Here is a 23,803-nt window from a genome sequence, read left to right on the forward strand (position 1 = left end):
GGACACGGAGGGGCCGGGCACGGTGTCGTGCCCGGCCCCTCCGGCGTTCGCGGTCTTCGCGGCGGGGGGCCGACGGCGGGTCCGGTGGCGGGGCTTCGACGGCGGTGGGTTCGTCAGCGGTACAGCTCCCGCGCGATGATCGTCCGCTGCACCTCCGTGGCGCCCTCGTAGATGCGCGGCGCGCGCACCTCCCGGTAGAGGTGTTCGAGGAGGTGGCCGCGGCGCAGCGCGCGGGCGCCGTGGATCTGTACGGCCGCGTCGACGGCCTCCTGGGCGGTCTCGGTGGCGAGCAGCTTGGCCATGGCGGCGCGCTTGGCGATGTCGGGCGCGCCCGCGTCGTAGGCCGCGGCCGCGGCGTACACCAGCAGCCGGGCCGCCTCGATGCGGGTGGCGAGGTCGGCGAGGCGGTGCGAGACGGACTGCAGGTCCTTCAGGGGGCCGCCGAACGCGGTACGGGTGGCGGCGTGGGCGAGGGCCGCGTCCAGCGCCGCCCGGGCCATGCCGACGGCGAAGGCGCCGACGCTGGGCCGGAAGAGGTTCAGGGTGCGCATGGCGACGCCGAAGCCGTGGCCCGGTGCGCCGAGGACGTCGGCGCGGGTCACGGGGACGCCGTCGAGGACGAGGGTGCCGATGGGGTGCGGGCTGAGCATGTCCAGGTGCTCACCGCTCAGCCCGGGCCGGTCGGCGGGGACGAGGAAGGCGGTGACGCCGCGGGCGCCGGGCGCCTCGCCGGTACGCGCGAAGACGGTGGCGAAGTCCGCCTCGGGCGCGTTGGAGATCCAGCACTTCTCTCCGGTGAGCCGCCAGCCGTCGCCCGCGCCGGTGCGGTCCGGCTCGGCGGCGAGGGTGAGCGCCGCCGCGTCGGAGCCCGCGCCGGGCTCGCTCAGCGCGAAGGCGGCGACCGCCCGCCCGGCGGTGACCTCCGGGAGCCAGCGCGCCCGTTGCGCGTCGGTGCCGGACTGCAGTACCGGATACGCGCCCAGCCCCTGGAGGGCGAGCGCGGTCTCCGCCTCGGTGCACTCCTGGGCCAACGACTCCCGCAGCAGGCAGAGGTCGAGGGCGCGGACCGTGCCGCCCTCGGGGAACAGGCGGCGGAGGAGGCCCAGTTCGCCGAGCGCCGCCACCAGGGGCCGGTTGATCCGCCCCGGTTCGCCCTTCTCGGCGAGCGGGCGCAGCTGCGCCGCGGTCAGGGTACGCAGCTCGGCGCACCAGGCCACGTCCTCGGGGTCGAGCGCGAATGCGGTCACGAAGCGGCTCCCTCAACACGGTCAGCTTTATCGCGGTCTGTTGACTGCCGTCACGAACACGTTACGCTGACGAGGCGTCCGTACGGCAGCCCCCGGCGGCCCTCGGACACCACGGCCGAGCGTCACGAGGGGGCGCATGCGTCATGGATCTGCAGCCATCGGCCCACGCCGACACCTTCGCCCGCGACCATCTCCCGCCGCCCGCGCAATGGCCCCGCCTGACCGGCCCGGGCTACCCGCCCCGGCTCAACTGCGGTACGGAGCTGCTGGACGGCTCCCTGCACCGGTTCGGCGCCGAACGCCCCGCCGTACGCCACGGTGACGGCACCGTCTGGACGTACGGGGAACTGCGCGCACGCGTCAACCGCCTCGCCCACGTACTGAGCGACGACCTCGCGATCCGGCCCGGCGAACGGGTCCTGCTGCGCGGCCCCACCTCACCGGAGCTGGCCGCCTGCTGGCTCGCGGTGATGAAGGCCGGCGCGATCGCCGTGACCGTGCCGGCCGCGCAGCGCGCCCACGAACTGGCCACCCTCTGCGACCTCGCGCGCGTCCGCCACGCCCTGTGCGACGTACGGACGGTGGACGACCTCGCCAAGGCGGAGATACCCGCACTCGCGGTCACCTCGTACGGCGGCGAGGCGCCCGAGGACCTGCTGCGCCGGGCCGCCGGCAAGCCCGCCGACTACCCGGCCGTGGACACCGCGGCCGACGACGTCGCGCTGATCGCCTTCACCTCCGGCACCACCGGACGCCCCAAGGGCTGCATGCACTTCCACCGGGACGTACTCGCCATCGCCGACACCTTCTCGGCACACGTGCTGCGCCCCGAGCCGGACGACGTCTTCGCCGGCACGCCGCCGCTGGGCTTCACCTTCGGCCTCGGCGGGCTGGTGATCTTCCCGCTGCGGGCCGGGGCCAGCACGCTGCTCACCGAGACCGGCGGCTCCCGCGGACTGCTGCGCCACATCGCGGACCACCGCGTCTCGGTCCTGTTCACCGCGCCCACCGCCTACCGCGCCATGCTGCCCGAACTGGCCGCACACGACGTCGGCTCGCTGCGCCGGTGCGTCTCGGCGGGCGAGAACCTGCCCGCCGCCACCTGGCACGCCTGGCGCGCCGCCACCGGACTGCGGCTCATCAACGGCATCGGCGCGACGGAGATGCTGCACATCTTCCTCTCCGCCGCCGACGAGGACGCCCGGCCGGGAGTCACCGGGGTGCCGGTGCCGGGGTACGAGGCGCGGGTGGTGGACGCGGCGGGCCGGACCGTGCCGGACGGCGAGCCGGGGCTGCTGGCGGTGCGCGGCCCGACCGGCTGCCGCTACCTCGCCGACCCGCGCCAGTCGGACTACGTACGGGACGGCTGGAACCTCACCGGCGACACCTACGTGCGCGAGCCGGACGGGTACTTCCGCTACGTGGCACGCGCCGACGACATGATCATCTCGGCCGGGTACAACATCGCCGGCCCCGAGGTCGAGGAGGCGCTGCTGCGGCATCCGGACGTGACCGAGGCCGCCGTGGTGGGCCGGCCCGACACCGACCGCGGGCACGTCGTGGTCGCCCACGTCGTACTCGGCCCCGACCTCCCCCGTACGGAGGAAACCGTCGACGCACTACGGGAGTTCGCCAAGGCCGAGATCGCGCCGTACAAGTGCCCGCGCGAGATCGTCTTCCACGACGCGCTGCCCCGGACACCGACCGGCAAACTCCAGCGCTACCGGCTGCGCGGGCCCCTCTAGAGTGACGGCGTGAGTGACCCGCAGCCGCAGCGCACCCCACGGTCCCTGATCGTCACCTTCTACGGCGCGTACGGACGCGACGCGAGAGGCGAACCCCTGGGGCCGGTACCGGTGGCCGCGCTGATCACACTGCTGGGCGCGGCAGGCGTCGACCCGCCGTCGGTGCGCTCGGCGGTCTCCCGGCTGAAGCGCCGCGGGCTGCTGGTGCCCGCGCGTACGCCGGCGGGGGCCGCGGGGTACGCGCTCTCGGCGGAGGCGCGTGAACTGCTGGCCGACGGCGACCGGCGGATCTACGGACGGCCCACGCCGCGCGCGAGCGACGGCTGGGTGCTCGCGGTGTTCTCCGTCCCCGAGGAGGAGCGGCACAAGCGGCACCTGCTGCGCTCGCGGCTGGCCCGGCTCGGCTTCGGTACCGCGGCACCGGGCGTGTGGATCGCCCCGGGCCACCTGTACGAGGAGACCCGGCACGTCCTGCGCCGCCTGCACCTGGACCCGTACGTCGACCTCTTCACCGGCGCGCACGCGGGGTTCGCGCCGACGGTGGAGGCGGTGGCCCGCTGGTGGGACCTGCCCGCGATCGCCGCCCGGCACCGCGCGTTCCTCGACGCCCACGAGCCGGTGCTCGGGCGCTGGAGCCGCCGGCGTACCACGGACCTCGAAGCGGCGTACCGCGACTACCTCATGGCGCTGGACGCCTGGCGACGCCTGCCGTACGCCGATCCCGGCCTGCCCGCCACGCTGCTGCCGGCGGACTGGCCGGGCGGCCGCGCGGCCGGGGTCTTCGGCCGGCTGCACCGCCGACTGCACGCGGCGGGCGCGGAGTTCGTGAACGGGGTGCTGGGCGAGCGGGGTGCGCCGGGCCTCGGGTGAGCGCCGTGCGCGGTCCTCGCGTACGCGGTGAGCCGCGTTCCCGGACGGGGGCCAGGCACGGTGGGCCGGCCTCCGTATGGGGGGGTTCGGCATGCCGCGCGGCCGGGAACGGCCGCGGGTGGCGGGAGCGTTCCGCCATGGGCACGCCGTGCGGAGCGGGTGGCGCGATCGGGCGCCGGGCACAACGGGCGCGTACGGGCAGGGTGTCCTACGGGCCGCGTCATCCGGACGCGCGGCCCCGACGGGTGCCTCCCGGGCGGCCGGCAGGGCCGCGGGGGCGACGGACGCCGGCGGCGCGGGACGGTTCCCGTCCGGCGGCGGGAGCGCGGCACCAAGGAACGCGCTCCGTGCATGGACGCGCCTCAGCGCATCCGGGGGTAGCCCGCGGCCATTTCGACCGGCCGGGGGCGGGAGGCGGCCACCGCGGCGACCACGTCGCGGAAGGAGCTGCACATCCGGGTGCCGGCCACGGCCGCCAGCTCGCCGAAGCGGCCGACGCCGTAGGTGACGGCGATCGGGGCCATGTGGGCGGTGACGGCCATCCGCATGTCGCCGACGGTGTCGCCCACGTAGGCGCTCTCGCGCGGCGAGACGCCGAGCTGCGCGACGGCGCGCAGCGCCATCTCCGGGTGCGGCTTGCCGCGTCGCACCATGTCGTGGCAGATGACCGGGCCGACCAGGTCGCGGATGCCCATCACGTCCAGCAGGGCCTCGGCGCTGCGCGAGACCTTGGAGGTGGCGACGGCCAGTTCTATGCCGTGCGCGCGCAGCGCCGACAGGCCCGAGGAGACGCCGGGGAACAGCAGGCGCGGCCCTTCGCGGAGCACTTCGTGGGCGAACAGTTCGCGATAGCGACTCATCGCGGTGAGCACGGCCTCGTCCGTCTCGGGGCGGCCGAGCAGCTGCCCGAACGCGGCCGGTGCCGGCTTGCCGACCGCGGCGGCGGCCTGCCGCGGGGTCACCCGGCGGCCCTGCTCCGCGACCACCTTGGACAGCAGCCGGCCGATGGCGGGCAGCGTGTCGGCGAGGGTGCCGTCCAAGTCGAAAACGACCGCCCGGATCGGGACCGTGCCGGCACCGCGCGGCGCCCCCCCGATGCCTTCGCCGACGTCCGCTGAATCGCGCATTGCTCGATACCTTTCCGATGCGTTGACGGGCCGGCCGGGGTCCAGGACTCCCACCGGCCATGGGGGAATCAAATCGATGGCATGTGTGAAGTGTGAAACGCTTCCGTCGGGGCGCATCGCCGCGGGGGCCTGGCAGAGACGCGTCATAACGGCTTTCATGGAAGCAACGCATCCCGTTGCTCGCCTTTGCAGATTTAAAAACCGCCTGCGCTGTTTGTCAATGCGCTGAGCCACACCTCACACACAACCCGTACACGGCCGCAACGCCTGAGGCGCCCGTGACGAGCCGCTGTCACGTGCGTCACACCGCGGAATCACAGGGGTATGGCTTCGGCCACCCGCGTCCCGACAGGACGGCCGGTAACGGCGCCCGCACGCCTCGGCCCGTACGATGTTCGAAACCGCATGGTTGGTTTTCTCTATAGTGTTTGACCATCGAACCACCGAGCCGGTGGCGCCCCGCCCGGTGGGCCACCGGCTCGACCGGCCCCGGTCGGACGAGAGACAGGACGGACACAGTGCCCACGCAGCACCGCGCGATCCAGAGCCGCCAGGCGCTCATCCGCTCGGCCGCCCAGAGCTTCATCGACAAGGGCGTCTCCGCGTCCGGCATGGTCGACATCAGCCGGCGCGCGAGACTCAGCAAAGGCGCCCTCTACTTCCACTTCGAGTCCAAGGAAGAGCTGACCCTCGCCGTACGGGACGAGGCGCTCGGCGCGCTGCGGGAGTTGGAGGAACAGCTCCTGCGCGCCCCCGATCCCGTACTGAGCGCGTCCCGGGACTTCACGATCGCCCTGCTGGACCGGGTGGACCGGGACATCGTCGTCCGGGCCGGCCTCCAGATACGCCCGGAGAGCGACCCCGAACCCAGCGGCGCCCGACTGCACCGGCGATGGTGCGCGCTCTTCCAGGAGAAGGCCGCCACCGACCGCGCCACGGGCCGGCTGCCCCTGGACACCGATCCGCAGCGGCTCGCGCGAGCGCTGACCACGATGGTGGTGGGGCTGCTGGAGCTCGGCCGCGCGGACCGTACGTGGTGGAGCCGGGAGGCCGTGACGGACAGCTGGCGGCAACTGGCCCCGGCCGCCCGCACGGCGGCACCCGGCGCGGGACGCGTCTTACGCACCGCCACCGGCGCACCGCGCGCCGGAGCCGTACCGCAACCGGCGCTGCGCGGCGCCGCCGTGCGCGACCCGGCCGGCTTCGCGCCGCGCCGCACGCCGCCGCGCTGACGGGGCGCCGGCCGCAGGTGCTCGCCCGTCGCCGCCCGCGGCCCAGCCGCAGCTGGAGCAGCGGGGACGGCGCAGTCGGCCGGGGCAGGCACCGCAGCAGGCCGAGGCCAGGGCCGATCTCCTCACGCCTGCGGGCCACCACCCGCGACGTTCCCGCACGGGCGTGGCGGCCGTCGCGCCGGCGACGACCACCACGCCCGGGTGCCGGCGGAGGCCCGGTCAGGGCGGGCTCCGCCGACTGCCGCCCGGCCCGCCCCCCGGCGGGCCGCACGGAGTTCACAGCTCGACCAGCACCGACCCGGTGTGGCCGCCTTCGACGAGTTCGCGCAGCGCCTGCGGCGCCTGGTCCAGGCCGCGCAGCCGGCTGTGCGCGAAGATCAGCGTGCCGTCCCGCAGCCCGCGCCCGAACTCCTCGGTCCACTCCTGCACGAGATCCGGGTGGTCCCGTACCGAGAAACCGCGCAGCGAGACCCGCCGGGAGACGATCAGCCCGGCGTCCAGCTCCACCGGCGCCACGATCCCGTCCCCCTCCCCCAGCTGCGCCGACAACGCGCCCACCAGGGCGAACCGGGCGCCGGTACGCGCCGATTCGAGCGCCGCCGCCAACTGCTCGCCGGCCACGGTGTCCAGCAGGACGTCGATGCCGTTCGGCGCGGCGCGGCGCAGCTGCTCGCCGATCGGCCCGGCGCCGCGCAGCACCACCTCGTCGTAGCCCAGCTCCTTCACCAGGTACTCGGCCTTGCGCGCGGAGCCCGTCGAGCCGATGACCCGGCGCGCCCCCAGGCGCCGGGCGATCTGGCCCGCGATGCTGCCGACGCCGCCGGCCGCGCCCGTGACGAACACGGTGTCGCCGGGGCGGACCCGCGCGTGGTGCACGAGGGCGCCCCAGGCGGTGACGCCCTGCGAGAGGTGGGCCGCCGGGTCGGGCAGCGCGTCGGGGTCGATGCGGCGGGCCCGTGCCGCGTCCACCAGGGCGTACTCCCGCCAGCCGAGGTCGTGCCGGACGAGGTCGCCGGGCGCGAAGCCGCCGCCGGGCGCCTCGACCACCTCGCCGATCGCCGCGCCCCACAGCGCCCGGCCGGGCACGAAGGACGGCATGGGCAGCTCGGCCGAGCCCATCATCGTGCGCATCGCCGCGGTCACGGCCATGACGCGGTTGCGTACCAGCACCGTGCCCGGAACCGGCACCGGGAGCGGCGCGTCGGCCACCGTGAAGTGCTCCGGGGTCAGTGCGCCGTCGGTGCGTTCGGTGAGGCGGACTTCGCGGTGGGTGGCGGGATGGACGGGCGCGGCCATGGGGGGAGGCTCCTGGGGGTAGAGGGCTGCCGGGATGCGATGCCCCGTCCACACGCGCCGCGTACGGGGGTCGCCGGCCGACCGCGGGTTACCGGTGCGACCGGAACGAAGCTTTCCCAAATCTCCACGACAGATCAATACCGTCTGGTTGGATTATTGTTTGCACCGTCAATAGAATTCGGCCAGATCCGCCGAAGGCGGGCCGCATTCACGAGCGAACACGCGGAGGACGGCCGGTGGCCAAGCAGGAACGGGCAGTGCGTACTCGACAGGCCGTCCTCGTGGCGGCGGCCGAGGTCATCGGCGAGCGCGGGTACGAAGCGGCCACCATCGCGGAGATCATCCAGCGGGCCCAGGTCACCAAGGGCGCGCTGTACTTCCACTTCCCGTCGAAGGACGCCCTGGCCCGCGCGGTGATCGCGGAACAGACGGAGCTGCTGGTGCCGCCGCCGAGCGAGTCGCGGATGCAGGATGCGATCGACTTCAGCCACCGGGTGGCGGAGGGGCTCCGCACGGATCCGGTCCTGCAGGCCGGCACCCGGATCGCCGTGGAGACCACTTTCGACGCCGAACCGCTGGTCCCGTACCAGGACTGGATCTCCATCGCGACCGGCATGTTCACCGAGGCCCGCGACCGAGGGGAGCTACTGCCCGCGGTGAACCCCGCGAAAGCCGCCGAGTTCTTCGTCGCCGCTTACATGGGCGTGCAGCTCTTCTCCCTGGCCGCCAGCAACCGCGACGACCTGCACGAGCGGATCGGTCAGCTGTGGCGGCACATCCTGCCCGGCCTCGCGTCGCCGGGCGCGATGAGCCACCTGGACCCCAACGGCCGCCGGGCCCGGCAAGCCGCCTGACGCACCGCCCGGCGCCCCGGAACACCTCCCCCGCTGCGCACCGGCCGGTTTCCGCCCGCCATGATCAAGCCGGCGAGCCGGATTCCTTCCGTCACACGTATCACCTCTGCCCAAAGATTCACCCTGGAGCACTGGAAAACAAACCAGTCGGTTCGTATCTTGGACGCGTCGACGCACGTCCACAGGCGCAGAGTTACGGGCGCGGCGAGCGCCCGTCAGGGAGGTAACCCGCATGACCGTCGCTCTGACCGTGCCGCAACCGGTGTCCCGGTGGGAAACAGGACCGACCGCCCGCAATTCGGGCCTGCCACCGCTGCGGCGGCTGACCACCACGGTGCCTCGGGAGTACGTGCACCGCAGCGCCGTCACCGAGGTCTTCCTCACCGATTGGCACGGCAGCGGTCCGAACGCCTGGACCGTCACCGCCCAATGGCCCCGCGCGCACTCCTTCTACGGGCCGGCCCGCGGCATGCACGACCCGGTGATGCTCGCGGAGACCGCCCGCCAGGCCGCCATCCTGCTCAGTCACGTCGGACACGACGTACCGCTCGGCCATCCGGCGATCTGGGGCCGCCTGCGGTACTCCGTCACGCCTGCCGCGCTGGCCCTCCACAGCGCACCCGCCGACCTCGAACTGCACATCACCGACCACGACATCGTCCGAAGAGGCAGCCGGCTGGCCACCATGCGGCAGGTCTACAGCGTCCTGCGGGACGGCCAGGAACTGGGCACGGTCGACGGTACCCTCAGCTGCCACACGCCCGCGGTCTACCGGCGGTTGCGCGGTGCGTACGCCGACCTCGAACAGGCCCTCGCGCGCACGATTCCCCTGCCCGAGGCCATCGACCCGGCACTGGTCGGCCGGGATCGGACGGCGGACGTCGTGCTCTCCCCCGCGACCGGCGAGAACCGCTGGCAGCTGCGGATCGACATCACCCACCCGGTGCTCTTCGACCACCCCGTCGATCACGCCCCGGGCATGCTGATGATCGAGGCCGCCCGGCAGGCCGCGTACGCCGCAGCGGGCGACACTCCGTCCCTCGCCGTCGCCATGGACTGCTCCTTCGTCCGCTACACCGAGCTGGACGCCCCTTGCTGGATACGCGCCGAGGCCGCCGGGCGCGACGAGGCAGGCCTGCCGCGCATCGCGGTCACCGCGGAACAGCACGGCTGCGCGGTTTTCACCGCCACGGTCACCTGCGCCCCGGTCACCTGAAGCACCGCTCCGCCCGGCCCGTCCGCCGGGTGCTTCACCTCTCCAGCGACAGCCGCTGCTTGGGGCCGTCGGTGCGGCCTGTGGGCGGGGTACGGCTGCCCGCGCGGTACGGCGCGGGCCACGGGGCGCCGGGACCGGAATACCCCTGTTCCGCGGCGGCGTGCAGCGTCCAGTGCGGGTCGTACAGGTGCGGCCGGGCCAGCGCGCACAGGTCGGCGCGCCCGGCGAGGACGAGCGAATTGACGTCGTCCCACGACGAGATCGCCCCTACGGCGATCACCGGAATGGACACTACGTTGCGGATGCGATCAGCGAACGGCGTCTGGTACGAGCGCCCGAACGCGGGCTGCTCCTCGGCCACGACCTGCCCCGTGGAGACGTCGACGGCATCGACCCCGTGCGCGGCGAAGGCCCGCGCGATCTCCACCGCGTCCTCGGCCGACGTGCCGCCGGCAGCCCAGTCGGTGGCGGAGATCCGTACGGTCATCGGCCGCCCCGCCGGCCAGACGGCGCGTACCGCGTCGAAGACCTCCAGGGGGAACCGCAGCCGCCCCTCCAGGTCGCCACCGTAGGCGTCCGTACGGTGGTTGGTGAGCGGCGAAAGAAAGCCGGAGAGCAGATAGCCGTGCGCACAGTGCAGTTCCAGCAGGTCGAAGCCGGCGCGCGCGGCCCGCTCGGCGGCGCGGACGAAATCCTCGCGCACGCCCGCCAGTTCCTCGGGTGTGAGCGCGTGCGGTATCTGGTTGACGCCCGCGCGGTACGGGAGCGCGGACGCCGCCACCACCGGCCAGTTGCCCTCCGGGAGCGGCCGGTCGATGCCCTCCCACATCAACCGGGTGGAGCCCTTGCGGCCCGAGTGGCCGAGCTGCACGCCGATCGCGGTGCCGGGCGCGCCGGTGTGCACGAAGTCGGTGACCCGGCGCCAGGCGGCCTCGTGCTCCGGCGCGTACAACCCCGTACACCCGGGCGTGATCCGCCCCTGACGGCTGACACAGACCATCTCCGTCATCACCAGGCCCGCGCCGCCGAGCGCCCGCGCACCGAGGTGGACGAGGTGGAAGTCGCCCGGCGTACCGTCGCCGTCCGCGCTGTACATGTCCATCGGGGAGACGACGACACGGTTCCGCAGGGTGAGTCCGCCGAGCCGGAACGGCGTGAACATCGGCGGCGTACCGGGCGCCACCCCGGCCTCCGCCTCGACGGACGCGACGAACGCGGGGTCGCGCAGCCGGAGGTTGTCGTGCGTGACCCGGCGGCTGCGGGTGAGCAGGTTGAAGGCGAAGCGGCGGGGCGGCTGGTCGACGTACTGCGCGAGGTTCTCGAACCACTCCAGACTGGCGCGCGCCGCACGCTGGGTGGACTGGACGACGGGCCGGCGCTCGGCCTCGTACGCGGCCAGCGCGTCGGGCAGCGCGGCGTGCTCCTGGAGACAGGCGGCGAGCGCGAGGGCGTCCTCGACGGCGAGCTTGGTGCCGGAGCCGATGGAGAAGTGGGCGGTGTGCGCGGCGTCGCCGAGCAGCACGACGTTGCCGTGCGACCAGCGGGCGTTGGTGACCGTACGGAAGGCCGTCCAGGCGGAGTTGTTCGACAGCAGCGGGCGGCCGCCCAGCGCGGCCGCGAAGATCTTGCCGCACTGCTCGACGGACTCCTCGACGGGACAGGCGTCCCAGCCGGCCCGCCGCCAGACGTCCTCATGCGCCTCGACGATGACGGTGCTGGCCCCGTCGCCGGGAGAGGCCGAACGGGAACCCGACGCCGCGACGGAGCGTTGGTCGAGTGCGGGTTGGGAGCCGGGCGAGGAGCGGGGGCCGAGTGATGAGTGGGGGCCGGACGAGGAGCGGGAGTACGGATAGCCGTGCAGCTGCACGACTCCGTGCTCGGTCTCCGCGATGTCGAAACGGAAGGCGTCGAAGGCGAGGTCGGTGGAGAGCCAGATGTAGCGGCAACGGTGGGTGGTGAGCTGCGGACGGAAGACATCGGCATGCGCGCCGCGAGTGGCGCTGTGCACACCGTCAGCCGCGATCACCAGGTCGTGGTCGCGGGCGAGATCGGCCGCGGGCGGCGCCTCGGTACGGAAGCGCAGCCGCACACCGAGCTCGCGGCACCGGTCGTGCAGCAGCTGGAGGAGGCGCCGGCGCCCGATGGCGGCGAAACCGTGGCCGCCGGAGGTCAACGTGCGACCCCGGTGCACGATGTCGATGTCGTCCCACCGCACGTACTCGCGGCGCAGCGCATCGTGGACGACCGGGTCGGCCTGCTCGATGCCGCCCAGGGTCTCGTCGGAGAGGACCACGCCGAATCCGAACGTGTCGTCGGGCGCGTTGCGCTCCCAGACGGTGACCTCACGGGCCGGGTCCAGCCGCTTGAGCAGCACCGCCGCGTACAGCCCGCCGGGGCCGCCCCCGACGACCGCGATCCGGCCGCCGGGCAGCGCCCCCCGCTCCGGGCTCACTTCCCCTGCCACTTCGGGCTGCGCTTGGTGGTGAACGCGGCGTGGAACTCCGCGTAGTCCGCACTGTTCATCAGCAGCGCCTGGGTCGCCGCGTCCATCTCGACGGCCGCCGCGAGCGGCATGTCCAGCTCGGCGGTGAGCAGCGCCTTCGTCTGCGCGTACGCGAGTGCGGGCCCGGCCGCGAGCCGGCGGGCGAGCGCGGCGGCGGCCTCATGGGCCTTGCCCTCCTCGGTCACCTCACTGAGCAGCCCGATCCGCTCGGCTTCGGGGGCGCGTACGGTCTCGCCCAGCATCAGCAGCCGGGTGGCGTGCCCGAGGCCGACGACGCGGGGCAGCAGATACGCCGCGCCCATGTCACCGCCGGACAGGCCGACCCTGGTGAAGAGGAAGGCGAAGCGGGCTGAGGGATCGGCGACGCGGAAGTCGGCGGCGAGCGCGAGGACGGCCCCGGCGCCGGCGGCCACGCCGTGCACGGCCGCGATCACCGGGAACGGGCACTCCCGCAGCGCCCGTACGACCTGCCCGGTCATGCGGTTGAAGTCGAGCAGCTGTCCGGTGTCCATCTCCAGGGTGGCGCCAATGATCTCCTCGACGTCGCCGCCGGAGCAGAAGCCGCGGCCCTCGCCGCCGAGGACCAGGGCTCGTACGGCGCGTTCGCGGGAGAGCTCGGCGAGCAGGTCGCGGAGGTCGGCGTAGGCGCCGAAGGTGAGGGAGTTCAGGGTGTCGGGACGCGCGAGGGTGACGGTGACGACACCGTCCTCCCTGGTCACGCGGAGGTGTTCCCATGCGTCGGTGGGGTGCGCGGAACCGGTGAACGGGCTCATGGGCGTCGGGCCCCCTTCTGTCGGAGGGCTGGTGCCTGCCTCGCGAAGTTATCACGCGACTGTGACTGCCGTCACGAGTGCGCGATAAAGCGACGACGGCGGGAGCCCGGCCTCGCCCTGCTCCGCAACAGGCCGGTCATGCCGGAGATTCGTACCGTTATAGGAGGACATCACGCCCAGGTGAACGGACCACGACCTTGTCGGAGCCACCCGCCCCGTCGTCCTGGCGGATCACGCTGCCGCACACGACAGCCGCGGTGCCGATCGCGCGTGCCCTGATCCGGAAGGCCTTCGCCGACATGCACGTACCGGCGGACAGTGACACGGCGGAGCTGCTCACGGCCGAGCTGGTGGCCAACGCGGTCGAGCACACGGCGGGTGACCGGCCGATCGAGCTGGTCGTCGAGGTGCTGCCGAGCGGCCACCAGCACGTGGAGGTGCACGACAACGATCCCGCGCCGGTGGAAGGGCTGGGCGACGACGCGTTCCCGGAGGTGGATCCGCTGGACGAGGGCGGCCGGGGCCTCCTGCTGATCCGCACCCTCAGCTTGGACTCCGGCTACCGCCCGACCGAACAGGGCAAGGTCGTATGGTTCCGGCTGCCTGCGGGGTGACGGGGTTGTCCACAGGGGGGCGGTGGGGGGCGAGGCGGGCGGGATGCGGGGAAGGTTGTCCACAGGGGCCTGAGGCGTGCGGGCGGGGGCGGTACGGTCGGGGGAGTGCGGTGGAGGTGGGGGAGGGGCCTTACCGCTGGTGGCTGGAAGGAGGGAGGGCCCTCGCCTGGGCAGAGCGGAGCCCCCCGCCGAACCATCACCCCTTCAGCCCCTCTCCCCCACAAATTCCGGCGCGACGTCCGCCACGGCCTCCGGCGCGACGTCGCCCAGTCGCGAGTGCCGGCGCCCGTACAGCGCGTACACCACCGCGCCGACGGCCAGGAACACGGCGAACTGCAGCCACGTCGCCGGGCCCGTGCCGTAGATCAGGTACAGGCAGAACGCGATACCGAGCAGCGGGCTGACCGGGAAGATCGGCACCCGGAAGCGGCGCGGCAGCGCGGGCCGGGTGCGGCGCAGCACCAGTACGCAGACGTTGACCACGGCCATGACCGCGAGCGTTCCGATGGTGGTCAGATTCATGACCACGTCCAGCGGCACCACCGCGGCCGGGACGGCGAAGACGACGGCGACGATCCAGGTGCCCCGGACCGGCGTGGACGTCTTCGGCGAGATCCGCTCGAAGACCCGCGGGATCAGCCCGTCCCGGGACATCGACATCAGGATGCGGGTCTGGCCGTACATCACCGCGAGGACGACGGAGGCGATGGCCACGACCGCGCCGAAGGCGATGATTCCGCCGCCCAGCGCGGATCCGGTGACCCGGTCGACGATCAGGGAGAGCGCGGCGGGCTGGTCGGCGACGTCGTCGGCGGAGAGCGCGCCGACCGCGGCGAGAGCGACCAGGCAGTACAGCACGGTGACCACGCCGATGCAGATCAGGATGGCCGCGGGGACGTTCCGCCGCGGATTCTTGACCTCCTCGCCCGCCGTGGTGACCGCGTCGAAGCCGATGTACGAGAAGAAGGCGACCGAGGCGCCGGAGGTGACGCCGGCGACGCCCTGCGCGGCGAACGGCGACAGGTTGCCGTTCTTGAAGGCGGTGAACGCGATCGCGCAGAACAGGATCAGCACGCCGATCTTCAGGACGGCCATCGCGGCGGTGGCCCGGGCGCTCTCCCGGATGCCGCGCACCAGCAGCGTGGCGGCCAGCAGCATGACGACGACGGCCGGGACGTTGACGATGCCGCCGTCGCCGGGCGGCGCGGACAGCGCGGTGGGCAGCTGCCAGCCGACCAGACTGTCCAGCAGTTCGTTCAGGTACTGGCCCCAGCCCACCGAGACCGCCGAGACCGAGACGCCGTACTCCAGCAGCAGGCACCAGCCCACGAGGAAGGCGGTGCGCTCGCCGAGCGTGGCGTACGCGTAGGAGTACGAGCTGCCGGACACCGGAATCGCGCCGCCCAGCTCGGCGAACGAGAACGCCGTGAGGACGCAGGTGACCGCGGCGAGCACGAAGGAGACGACGACGGCGGGCCCGGCCTCGGCGACGGTGTCGGACAGGCCGACGAAGATGCCCGTGCCGACGATCGCGCCGACGCCGAAGCACACCAGCTGGAAGAGGCCCATCGTGCGCTTGAGGCCATGGCCTTCGAGGTCCGTGCCGGCTTCGGCGACGAGCAGGTCGGGGGACTTGATACGCAGTCCGGACGCGGACATGGCGGTGCTTCTTCCTGGTGGTGCGAGGGCCCGGCGGGGTGTGCGGGCACGGAAAACACGGAAAAGGGGACGGACCGGTGGGTCCGTCCCCCGAGGATCGGCTCGATGGTAACCGAAAACGGTGCATGATCGCCCATTACGGCGTATTTATATGCGGTACGGACTCGCACCGACCGGGGCCGCGCGTCCGTGCGGCCCCGGTCGGCCGGGCCGGTTCACCGCCCCAGCGTGGCCACCATGACTGCCTTGATCGTGTGCATGCGGTTCTCCGCCTCGTCGAAGACCACGGAGTGCTCCGACTCGAACACCTCGTCCGTGACCTCCAGCGACTCCAGGCCGTGCCGGGCGTAGATCTCCCGCCCCACCGCCGTCCCCAGGTCATGGAAGGCGGGCAGGCAGTGCAGGAACTTCACGTCGTCCTTGCCCGTGGCCCGCAGCACATCCATCGTCACCGCGTACGGGCTGAGCAGCGCGATCCGCTCGTCCCAGACCTCCTTCGGCTCGCCCATCGACACCCAGATGTCGGTGGCGACGAAGTCCGCGCCACGCACGCCTTCGGCGACGTCCTCGGTCAGGGTCACCCGCGCGCCGCTCCGCTCCGCCAGCTTCCGGGCGCTCGCGATCACCGAGTCCTCGGGCCACAGCTTCTTCGGCGCGACGATGCGTACGTCCATGCCGAGGAGGGCGCCGGTGACGAGGTAGGAGTTGCCCATGTTGTACCGGGCGTCGCCCAGGTAGGCGAAGGTCAGCTCGCCGAGCTGCCGGCCGGGGCTGTGCTCGACCATGGTGAGCACGTCGGCGAGCATCTGGGTGGGGTGCCACTCGTCGGTGAGGCCGTTGTAGACGGGTACGCCGGCGTGGGCCGCCAGCTCCTCGACGTTGGTCTGCGCGCTGCCCCGGTACTCGATCGCGTCGAACATCCGGCCGAGCACGCGGGCGGTGTCCTTCACCGACTCCTTGTGCCCGATCTGCGAGCCCGAGGGGTCCAGGTACGTGGTGTGGGCACCCTGGTCGGCGGCCGCGACCTCGAAGGAGCAGCGGGTGCGGGTGGAGGTCTTCTCGAAGATCAGGGCGATGTTGCGCCCCTTGAGGTGCTGCTCCTCAGTACCCGCGCGCTTGGCGGCCTTCAGCTCCGCGGCAAGGTCGATCAGGTGGCGGAACTCCTCGGCGCTGAAGTCCAGCTCCTTGAGGAAGTGGCGGCCCGTGAGGTCAATCGCCATGGCAGGCTCCTAGGTCGCGGGGTACGGGGACGGTCGAATCGAATATTGGAAGTGTATACGACTATCCGCATTCCTATACGAAGGGTGCCTCCGGGGCAGGCGCGGCGTGGACCGGCCGCCCTCTCCTCCCCTCCGTCGCGCCCTCCGGCGCCGCGTCCCCCTCCCCCGCTGTGCGAGACCGTCGCGCCCCTCCCTTCGCTAGCCGAGGCCGTCGCGCTGGACCGGGCAGCTCATGCAGCGCGGGCCGCCACGACCCCGCCCCAGTTCGCTGCCCGGGATCGTGATGACCTCGATCCCCCGCTTCCGCAGGAACGTGTTCGTCGTCACGTTGCGCTCGTACGCCACCACCACGCCCGGCTCCACCGCCAGCACGTTGCAGCCGTCGTCCCACTGCTCGCGCTCCGCCGCGTGCACGTCCTGGGTCGCGGTCAGCACCCGCACCCCGTCCAGCCCGAGCGCCGCCGCGATCGCCCGGTGCATGTGCTCCGGCGGATGGTCGGTGACCTTCAGCTCCTGCTCGTTCGCGCCCGGCTCGATCGTGTACGACCGCAGCATCCCCAGCCCCGCGTACTGCGTGAACGTATCGCCGTCCACCATCGTCATCACCGTGTCCAGGTGCATGAACGCCCGCCGCTTGGGCATGTCCAGCGCCACGATCGTCTGCGCCGAACCGGCCGCGAACAGCCCGCGAGCCAGCATCTCCACCGCCTGCGGTGTCGTCCGCTCGCTCATTCCGATCAGCACCGCACCGTTGCCGATCACCAGCACGTCGCCGCCCTCGATGGTGGACGGGTACGCCGCCTGGCCCTCGGACCACACATGGAACCGTTCGTGCGTGAACAGCGGATGGTGCCGGTAGATCGCCTCGTAATGGACCGTCTCACGCTGCCGCGCCGGCCACCGCATCGCGTTCACCGACACCCCGTCGTACACCCAGGCGGAGGTGTCCCGCGTGAAGAGGTGGTTCGGCAGCGGCGGCAGCAGGAAGTCGTCCAGGTCCATCACATGGAAGCGGACCGAGGTCGGCTCGGGGTTGCGCTCCAGGAACTCCCGCTTCGTCATCCCCCCGATCAGCGCCTCCACCAGCTCCGCCAGCGGCAGCTCGGCGAACGCCGCCCGGAGGTGATCGGTGGCCAGCGGCCCGTACTCCTTCTCGTCGAAGACCCGGTCCAGCACCAGTTCGCGCGCTTCGGGGACCCGCAGGCTCTCCGCCAGCAGATCCCCGAACAGGTGCACCTCGACGCCGCGGTCGCGCAGGATGTCGGCGAAGGCGTCGTGCTCGGCCCGTGCGCGCCGGACCCACAGCACGTCGTCGAAGAGCAACGCGTCCTTGTTGGACGGGGTGAGCCGCTTCAGCTCCAGGTCGGGACGGTGCAGGATGACCCGGCGGAGACGACCGACCTCAGAGTCGACATGGAATCCCATCCCTCCATCCTGGCCGGATTCGACGATGATCACTCGATATCCGCCCACCCGGTGCGGCGCGCCGCCCGACCGGTACGGCCCGGCGCAGGCCGATGAGGGCGCTGCGGCCCACCCCGCCAGCTGCGGCGGCCCCCGTCAGCTGTGGCCCACCCCGTCAGCTGCGGCGGCCCCTCAGCTCAGCTGGCTCTGCACCTGCGCGGAGATGATCTCCAGGTGGTCCAGGTCGTCGAGGTCCAGCATCTGGAGGTAGACACGGGAAGCGCCCGCCTCCGCGTACCGGCCGATCTTGTCGACCACCTCGGCCGGCGAACCGGCCAGACCGTTGGCCTTCAGCTCGTCCACCTCACGCCCGATCACCGCGGCCCGGCGCGCCACCTCGGCGTCGTCCTTGCCCACGCAGGCGACCAGCGCGTTGGAGTACACCAGGTCGTCGCCCTTGCGGCCGATCTCCTCGGCGGCCGCCCGCACCCGGCCGAACTGCCGCCGGGTGTCCTCCAGCGAGGCGAACGGGATGTTGAACTCGTCGGCGTACCGTGCGGCCAGCCGCGGCGTACGCGTCGCCCCGTGCCCACCGATCAGCACCGGCACCTTGGCCTGCGCGGGCTTCGGCAGCGCCGGGGACTTCTCCAGCTGGTAGTACCTCCCGTCGTACGAGAACTCCTCGCCGGCCGGCGTGCCCCACAGCCCGGTGACGATCGCCAGCTGCTCCTCCAGCCGCCCGAACTTCTCCTTGGGGAACGGGATGCCGTACGCCCTGTGCTCCTCCTCGAACCAGCCCGCGCCCAAGCCCAGCTCGACCCGGCCGCCGGACATCTGGTCCACCTGCGCGACCTGGATCGCGAGCACGCCCGGCAGCCGGAAGGTACCGGCGGTCATCAGCGTGCCGAGCCGGATGCGCTTGGTCTCGCGGGCGAGGCCGGCGAGGGTGATCCAGGCGTCGGTGGGTCCGGGCAGCCCATCCACCGCGCCCATCCGCAGGTAGTGATCGGAGCGGAAGAACGCGTCGAAGCCGAGGTCTTCGGTGGCCTTGGCGACGGTGAGCAGGGTGTCGTAGCTGGCGCCTTGCTGGGGCTCGGTGAAAATTCGCAGATCCATGCCCCTATCTTCCCCCTCCCCCACCCCCGGGGACGGCCCCCACCCGGTGGGACGCGCCGGGTCGACATCGCGGGCGAGAGCGGCGTGGCGGAGAGGGTCGGGGGCGCGGACAGCGGTGGGTCGGGAGCGCGGACGGAAGCCGGGCCGCGAGCTCGGGGCGTGAGCGGATCGTGGTGTCGGGGTGGGATCGGGAGTGGTGTCGGGGTGGTGTCGGGAGTCAGGCCGGGTCGTGGTCGTGCAGGCGGTCCCGGACGAGGAGTTGTTTGAGGATGGCGGCGGCGCGGTCCCGGGACTCGTCGGCTGCGTCCATCGCCTCCACACAGGTCCAGTAGAGCCCGTCCTCCTCCGCCGCGCAGACCACGCCCACCAGGGCCTCGCACACTTCGGCCAGCAGTCCGCACAGGTCCGTCAATGCGACCTTGCTGTCCTGGACTTCGGACAGCTGGGCCGCCCGCGGTCCGTAGGTTCTCGGTACCGGGCACAGCACAGCTGCGCCCGACCGGCCTCCTGCCTCGCCCAGCCTTCGTGCCTTGGCCCGCACCTCGAACGGTCCCGATATCGCCAGGAGGCTGCCGACGGCCTCCGCCAAGGCCTGCGCCTGCCACGCCTCTATGACGATGTCCTGGACCGTCCGTGCCTGGGCCAGACCGTGCCGACTGGCCGCGATGATCCGCACCGCATCCATGCACGACCCCTTCCCTTGCCCCTCGTCCACTGCCTTGCGCACACCTTCCACTACCCAGAGTGAACTGAAACCGCCAAAAGCGCCAGAGTAATTCGCAAATCTGTGGACAACTAAGGCGAGTTTGCGAGATCCGTCACTCCGGAGAGTGACGACCGGGGCGATTCGCGGGGAATCGTTCCTCATTGCGCTCGATCTTGGCGGCCAGTGCGGCCGCCGCGTCGATGCCCAGTACGCCGCAGAACTGGAGCAGGTACGCCAGCACATCGGCCACTTCGTCCTCGACGCGTGCCGCGGATCGCGGGTCGGTCATGATCTTGGCGGACTGTTCGGGAGTCAGCCACTGGAAAATCTCGACCAGTTCGGATGCCTCGACGCTGAGCGCCGCGGCGAGGTTCTTGGGGGTGTGGTACTGCTCCCAGTCGCGGGCGGCCGCGAAGTCCGCCAGACGGCGCTGCAGGGTGGGAAGATCTTCACTCATACCCCCAGGTGTAGCACTCTGCTCCCCGGCGTCCGCGCGGCGACCGAGGCGTCCGTGACCGTGCCCAGCAGCCGGACGTGTCCGCGCGTCGCCATCCGTACGGCCAGCTCGAACAGTGCGGTCGACTGGCGCCGGTCCAGGCAGCGGTCCAGCCCGTCCGCCACCACGGTCAGCACCTGACGGGCCGGCAGCACCTCGGCCACCGGGTCGACCGCCAGCACCCCGGGACCGGTCAGCAGGACGAGCGCCAGCGCGAGGTAGCGGAGCTCGCCGTCGCCCAGCCAGTCCACCGGCAGCGCGCCGAGCTCCCCGTCGCGCTCCAGCACCGCCCGGACCGCGGCCCCCGTACCACCCGCACGCACGTCGTCACGGCCGCGCCGTCCGCCGCCGGGGCCCGGCTGTCCGTCCGCCGCATGCGCCCGGCCACCCGCGTCCGCGAGTGCGTGCCTGTGCGCCCGTACGTCGTTCACCTGGGGCGAGCAGCCGGCGCGTACCGCTTCGACCAGTACGGCGTGGCGGGTGGCGCATTCGCGGCCGGTGCGCTCCAGTACGGCGGCGAGGTTGCCGCAGTCCGGGCGGAGCCGGGCGGCCTCGGACCGCTGGTGCGGCGAGGCCGCGGGCGTCCGTGCGAAGGCGCGTACGGCCTCGGGGCGCGGGTCGCAGCGGAAGGAGGAGCGCAGCGCGATCAGTATCTGCTCGGCGGCGGCCAGCACGAGGCGCTGCCCTGCCGTGGTCCCGGCAACGCGCAAGGGAAGCAGTGCGGTGCCCAGCCGGTCGTCGGGGAAGGGCGCGCGGGTGACCGGCGCGGGCCCGGCGGTGTGCCAGGCGGCTTGTACGGTGCGGCGGCCGGGATCGGTGAGGGCCGTGGTGAACAGCGTCCGGCCGCCGCCGGTGAGCCGTTCGCCGGCGATGCGCAGGTCGGGTTCGGTCTGTACGGCGACGTCGAGGCGTACCGGGCCGGCCGGACCGTCGACCGTGCAGCCGATGCGGAAGCCGCGTCTGCCCTGTTCGTCCGGGGCGGCGCGGTCCGGTGCGCAGGCGGCCGCGCCGCCCGGTACGGCGGCGAGGGCGCGTTCCAGCGGGTCGCCCGCGCCGAGCCGGACGAGCAGCCCGTACGCCTGGAGCGCGCTCGACTTGCCGCTGCCGCTGGGGCCGGCGAAGACGGTGAGCGGGCCGAGCGGGTACGTCGCGCCGCGGTGCGACTTGAAGGCGGAGAGGTGGAGTTCGGTGACGAGGGGGCGGGTGGGCGACCCGGCGCCCGCCGCCCCGGCCTCCGTGTCCGCCGTGCCCGCCCCGGCCTTCGTGTCTGCCCCGGCCTTCGTGTCCGCGGCGCCCGCCCCGGCCTCGGTCCTCGCCGCGTGCGGGGCGTGCGCGGCCTGCGGTGGGACGGGGCCGGCCGGGCGGACGCTCAGCGCCATGGCCGGGCCCCGGTCCGCCGCGCGGATCGTGGTGTCCTCGTCGGTGCCGTCTGTGCCGTCGCGCCGGCTCCAGGGGTCCATACCAGGAACGCTAGAGAGCCCGTGGTGCGGAGAACCGTTACGCCGGAAAGCCCTTCCTACGAACGGGGGACCCCGGCGCGGCGCCTGCACGGGGTGCGCGCGGGCTGCGCCCGGCGCAGGTCGGCGGGGGCGTACGGACGGTCTGCCCAGGGCTTCCGCGCCCGAAGGGGCGTTCCCGTGTCACGGGCGCGTGCGGCAGGCGGCCTCGGTACCGAACCACACCGTCGCCTGCCGGGGCGCGCCGTCGAGCGGTGCGCGCCCCTCACCGTACGACTCGGTCCTCAGCCCTCGGTCCTCGGCCCTCGGTCCTCGGCCCTCAACTCTCGACCCTCGGCTCTCGCCTCTCGCCGATGCTGCCCGTTCCCGCTCTCACTGGTGCGGCACCGTCCCCGCGCGGGGTTCGTCGACTTCGGTGCCGACCGGGGCGAGGAGGAAGACGTTGGTGTCGACGCGGTGCATGCCGCTGCCAATGCCGAAGACGACGCCGCTGGAGAAGTCGAGGATGCGCTTGGCCACGTCGGTGTCGGCGCTGCTCAGGTCGAGGAGCACGGGCACCTGGGCCATGAGGTGTTCGGCGACTTCACGGGCGTCCGCGAAGGTCTGCACGCGGATGACGATGAAGCGCCGGGAGGCCTCGCCCGGTTCGTCGTCCGGAAGAGCGCGGTGGTCGGGCCACGAGGGCCACTCGCGGCCACCTCGCAGCGGGACGACCTCGGCGAGGCCCTCCCACTGCTCGTCGGTGGCGTCGGGGCGGGTCACCGGATCACCTCGCTCGCAAGGGCGCTGGGCAACTGCGATATCTGCATCGAGCAATTCTAGGGATATACATACAAACCTGACCGCGTGTGACACGCGTTCGGCGTCATCCGCTGCCCCCATCCTGCACCATGACGCCTGGCCAGCGCATACTCTGCGACATTTGTCCGAGCTGCAGGCAGTGCACGGATCATCGGAAGGAACCACCCTGAACACCCCCCTCGCGGAGGCACTCTCCGCGGCTCTGCTCGTCCTCGTCCTCGTGTGCGCGGTGGTACGGCCGTTCCGGCTGCCGGAGGCGGCCGTCGCGGTGCCGGCCGCCGGTGTCGTCATCGCCACCGGGGCGATCCCCCTGGCGCACGCGCGGGAGGAGGCGGCGCGGCTCGGCCCGGTGGTCGGCTTCCTCGCGGCGGTCCTGGTACTGGCCCGGCTCTGCGCCGACGAAGGGCTCTTCGAGGCGTGCGGCGCCTGGATGGCCCGCGCGGCCGCCGGCCGTCCGCGGCGGCTGCTGGCCGCGGTCTTCGTCCTCGCGTCGGCGATCACCGCCGTACTGAGCCTGGACGCGACCGTGGTGCTGCTCACGCCGGTGGTCTTCGCGACCGCCGCCCGGCTGGGCGTCCGCGCGCGGCCGCACGTGTACGCCTGCGCGCACCTGTCGAACACCGCGTCACTGCTGTTGCCGGTCTCCAATCTGACCAACCTGCTGGCGTTCACGGCGAGCGGGCTGAGCTTCACGCGGTTCGCCGCGCTGATGGTGGTGCCGTGGCTGGTCGCCGTCGGTACCGAATACGTGGTGTTCCGGCGCCACTTCGCGGTCGACCTCGATGCGGCGGGGCCGTGCGAGGACCCGGCGGAGGCGCCGGAGGTGCCGATGTTCGCGCTGGTCACGGTGGTCTGCACGCTGGCGGGTTTCGTCGTGGCCTCGGCGTTCGGCATCGAGCCGGTGTGGGCGGCGACGGCCGGCGCGCTGGTGCTGGCGGTGCGGACGCTCACCCGCCGGCGTACGACCGTGCGGGCGCTGCTGGGTTCGCTGTCGCTGCCGTTCCTGGCCTTCGTGTTGGCGCTGGGCATCGTGGTGCGCGCGGTGGTCGACAACGGGCTCGCCGACGCGCTCGGCCGTCTGGTGCCGGACGGTACGTCGCTGCCGGCGCTGCTCGGCGTGGCGGCGCTGGCGGCCGTACTGGCGAACGTGATCAACAATCTGCCCGCCGTCCTCGTGCTGGTCCCGCTGGCCGCGCCGGCCGGTTCCGGCGCGGTGCTCGCGGTCCTGCTCGGCGTCAACATCGGGCCGAATCTCACCTATGCCGGGTCCCTGGCCACGCTCCTGTGGCGGCGCATCCTGCACACGTACGACACCGACGTCGTCCTCAAGGACTTCACCCGGCTCGGCCTGATGACGGTCCCCGCCGCGCTGTCCCTGGCGGTGGTGGCGTTGTGGGGGTCGCTGCAACTCCTCGGCGGCTGACCGGGATCGGGGTCGGGCACGCCCGCGGCGTAACAAGATCGACG

20 protein-coding genes are annotated in these 23,803 nt (G+C 72.8%); 7 read left to right on the top strand and 13 right to left on the bottom strand.

Annotation, left to right across the window (positions count from 1 at the left end):
• Positions 1-113 precede the first annotated feature (113 nt).
• The gene (locus IF20_RS30360) at positions 114-1,247 is read right to left on the bottom strand and encodes an acyl-CoA dehydrogenase family protein (protein WP_052868591.1); all 1,134 of its coding nucleotides are present in this window, start codon (positions 1,245-1,247) and stop codon (positions 114-116) included.
• Between the two features lie 143 nt (positions 1,248-1,390).
• Between IF20_RS30360 and IF20_RS30365 the strand changes: the two genes are divergently transcribed.
• Positions 1,391-2,992: an AMP-binding protein gene (locus tag IF20_RS30365; RefSeq protein WP_052868592.1), complete on the top strand. Its 1,602-nt coding sequence runs from the start codon at positions 1,391-1,393 to the stop codon at positions 2,990-2,992.
• Positions 2,993-3,001: 9 nt separating this feature from the next.
• Positions 3,002-3,862 carry a PaaX family transcriptional regulator gene (locus IF20_RS30370; protein WP_052868593.1) on the top strand — a complete coding sequence of 287 codons (861 nt, stop codon included), beginning with the start codon at positions 3,002-3,004 and terminating at the stop codon, positions 3,860-3,862.
• Between the two features lie 362 nt (positions 3,863-4,224).
• Here IF20_RS30370 and IF20_RS30375 read toward each other — a convergent pair whose 3' ends face one another.
• Positions 4,225-4,989 carry an HAD family hydrolase gene (locus IF20_RS30375; RefSeq protein ID WP_052868594.1) on the bottom strand — a complete coding sequence of 255 codons (765 nt, stop codon included), beginning with the start codon at positions 4,987-4,989 and terminating at the stop codon, positions 4,225-4,227.
• A gap of 518 nt (positions 4,990-5,507) precedes the next feature.
• Here IF20_RS30375 and IF20_RS30380 point away from each other — a divergent pair.
• On the top strand, positions 5,508-6,221 hold the full coding sequence (locus tag IF20_RS30380; protein WP_110944680.1) for a TetR family transcriptional regulator: 714 nt from the start codon (positions 5,508-5,510) through the stop codon (positions 6,219-6,221).
• 276 nt (positions 6,222-6,497) lie between these two features.
• On the opposite strand, the gene IF20_RS30385 is transcribed toward IF20_RS30380, so the two are convergent.
• Positions 6,498-7,517 carry an MDR family NADP-dependent oxidoreductase gene (locus tag IF20_RS30385; protein WP_052868595.1) on the bottom strand — a complete coding sequence of 340 codons (1,020 nt, stop codon included), beginning with the start codon at positions 7,515-7,517 and terminating at the stop codon, positions 6,498-6,500.
• Between the two features lie 257 nt (positions 7,518-7,774).
• On the opposite strand from IF20_RS30385, the gene IF20_RS30390 reads away from it, so the two are divergent.
• Both IF20_RS30390 and IF20_RS30395 read left to right on the top strand, forming a co-directional pair.
• Complete coding sequence (locus IF20_RS30390) at positions 7,775-8,371, top strand: ScbR family autoregulator-binding transcription factor (RefSeq protein ID WP_234426873.1); 597 nt, start codon at positions 7,775-7,777, stop codon at positions 8,369-8,371.
• A gap of 232 nt (positions 8,372-8,603) precedes the next feature.
• Positions 8,604-9,587 (top strand): ScbA/BarX family gamma-butyrolactone biosynthesis protein, encoded by a 984-nt coding sequence (locus tag IF20_RS30395; RefSeq protein ID WP_110944681.1) that lies wholly within the window; start codon positions 8,604-8,606, stop codon positions 9,585-9,587.
• 34 nt (positions 9,588-9,621) lie between these two features.
• Here the strand turns inward: IF20_RS30395 and IF20_RS30400 are convergent, their stop codons facing one another.
• Both IF20_RS30400 and IF20_RS30405 read right to left on the bottom strand, forming a co-directional pair.
• Positions 9,622-12,039: an oxidoreductase gene (locus IF20_RS30400; protein WP_199896794.1), complete on the bottom strand. Its 2,418-nt coding sequence runs from the start codon at positions 12,037-12,039 to the stop codon at positions 9,622-9,624.
• Positions 12,036-12,863 (bottom strand): enoyl-CoA hydratase family protein, encoded by an 828-nt coding sequence (locus tag IF20_RS30405; RefSeq protein WP_052868597.1) that lies wholly within the window; start codon positions 12,861-12,863, stop codon positions 12,036-12,038. Before IF20_RS30405 ends, IF20_RS30400 begins: the two co-directional genes overlap by 4 nt.
• 197 nt (positions 12,864-13,060) lie before the next feature.
• Here IF20_RS30405 and IF20_RS30410 point away from each other — a divergent pair, with 197 nt between their 5' ends.
• Positions 13,061-13,477, top strand: coding sequence for an ATP-binding protein (locus IF20_RS30410; RefSeq protein ID WP_052868598.1), 417 nt, complete (start codon positions 13,061-13,063; stop codon positions 13,475-13,477).
• A gap of 204 nt (positions 13,478-13,681) precedes the next feature.
• Here IF20_RS30410 and IF20_RS30415 read toward each other — a convergent pair whose 3' ends face one another.
• The 8 genes from IF20_RS30415 to IF20_RS30450 form a co-directional block, all read right to left on the bottom strand.
• Positions 13,682-15,136, bottom strand: a complete 1,455-nt coding sequence (locus IF20_RS30415) for an amino acid permease (RefSeq protein ID WP_052868599.1) — start codon at positions 15,134-15,136, stop codon at positions 13,682-13,684.
• 215 nt (positions 15,137-15,351) lie between these two features.
• Complete coding sequence (gene argF, locus IF20_RS30420; RefSeq protein WP_052868600.1) at positions 15,352-16,356, bottom strand: ornithine carbamoyltransferase; 1,005 nt, start codon at positions 16,354-16,356, stop codon at positions 15,352-15,354.
• Between the two features lie 198 nt (positions 16,357-16,554).
• On the bottom strand, positions 16,555-17,781 hold the full coding sequence (locus IF20_RS30425) for an arginine deiminase (RefSeq protein WP_052868601.1): 1,227 nt from the start codon (positions 17,779-17,781) through the stop codon (positions 16,555-16,557).
• 171 nt (positions 17,782-17,952) lie between these two features.
• Positions 17,953-18,876 (bottom strand): LLM class F420-dependent oxidoreductase, encoded by a 924-nt coding sequence (locus IF20_RS30430; RefSeq protein ID WP_052868603.1) that lies wholly within the window; start codon positions 18,874-18,876, stop codon positions 17,953-17,955.
• Positions 18,877-19,093: 217 nt separating this feature from the next.
• A complete protein-coding gene (locus tag IF20_RS30435) occupies positions 19,094-19,561 on the bottom strand; it encodes a DUF6099 family protein (protein WP_052868639.1) in 468 nt (155 codons plus the stop codon).
• Positions 19,562-19,694: 133 nt separating this feature from the next.
• Complete coding sequence (locus IF20_RS30440; protein WP_052868605.1) at positions 19,695-20,039, bottom strand: nucleotide pyrophosphohydrolase; 345 nt, start codon at positions 20,037-20,039, stop codon at positions 19,695-19,697.
• The gene (locus tag IF20_RS30445) at positions 20,036-21,538 is read right to left on the bottom strand and encodes an AAA family ATPase (protein WP_234426874.1); all 1,503 of its coding nucleotides are present in this window, start codon (positions 21,536-21,538) and stop codon (positions 20,036-20,038) included. Before IF20_RS30445 ends, IF20_RS30440 begins: the two co-directional genes overlap by 4 nt.
• A 369-nt stretch (positions 21,539-21,907) precedes the next feature.
• On the bottom strand, positions 21,908-22,297 hold the full coding sequence (locus IF20_RS30450) for a cell division protein SepF (RefSeq protein ID WP_030622554.1): 390 nt from the start codon (positions 22,295-22,297) through the stop codon (positions 21,908-21,910).
• A 205-nt stretch (positions 22,298-22,502) separates the two neighbouring features.
• On the opposite strand from IF20_RS30450, the gene IF20_RS30455 reads away from it, so the two are divergent.
• Complete coding sequence (locus IF20_RS30455; protein WP_052868640.1) at positions 22,503-23,759, top strand: SLC13 family permease; 1,257 nt, start codon at positions 22,503-22,505, stop codon at positions 23,757-23,759.
• The last annotated feature ends 44 nt before the right edge of the window (positions 23,760-23,803 follow it).

It is taken from the genome of Streptomyces niger (assembly GCF_000718305.1).
In the GTDB taxonomy this organism is placed as follows: Bacteria; Actinomycetota; Actinomycetes; order Streptomycetales; family Streptomycetaceae; genus Streptomyces; species Streptomyces niger.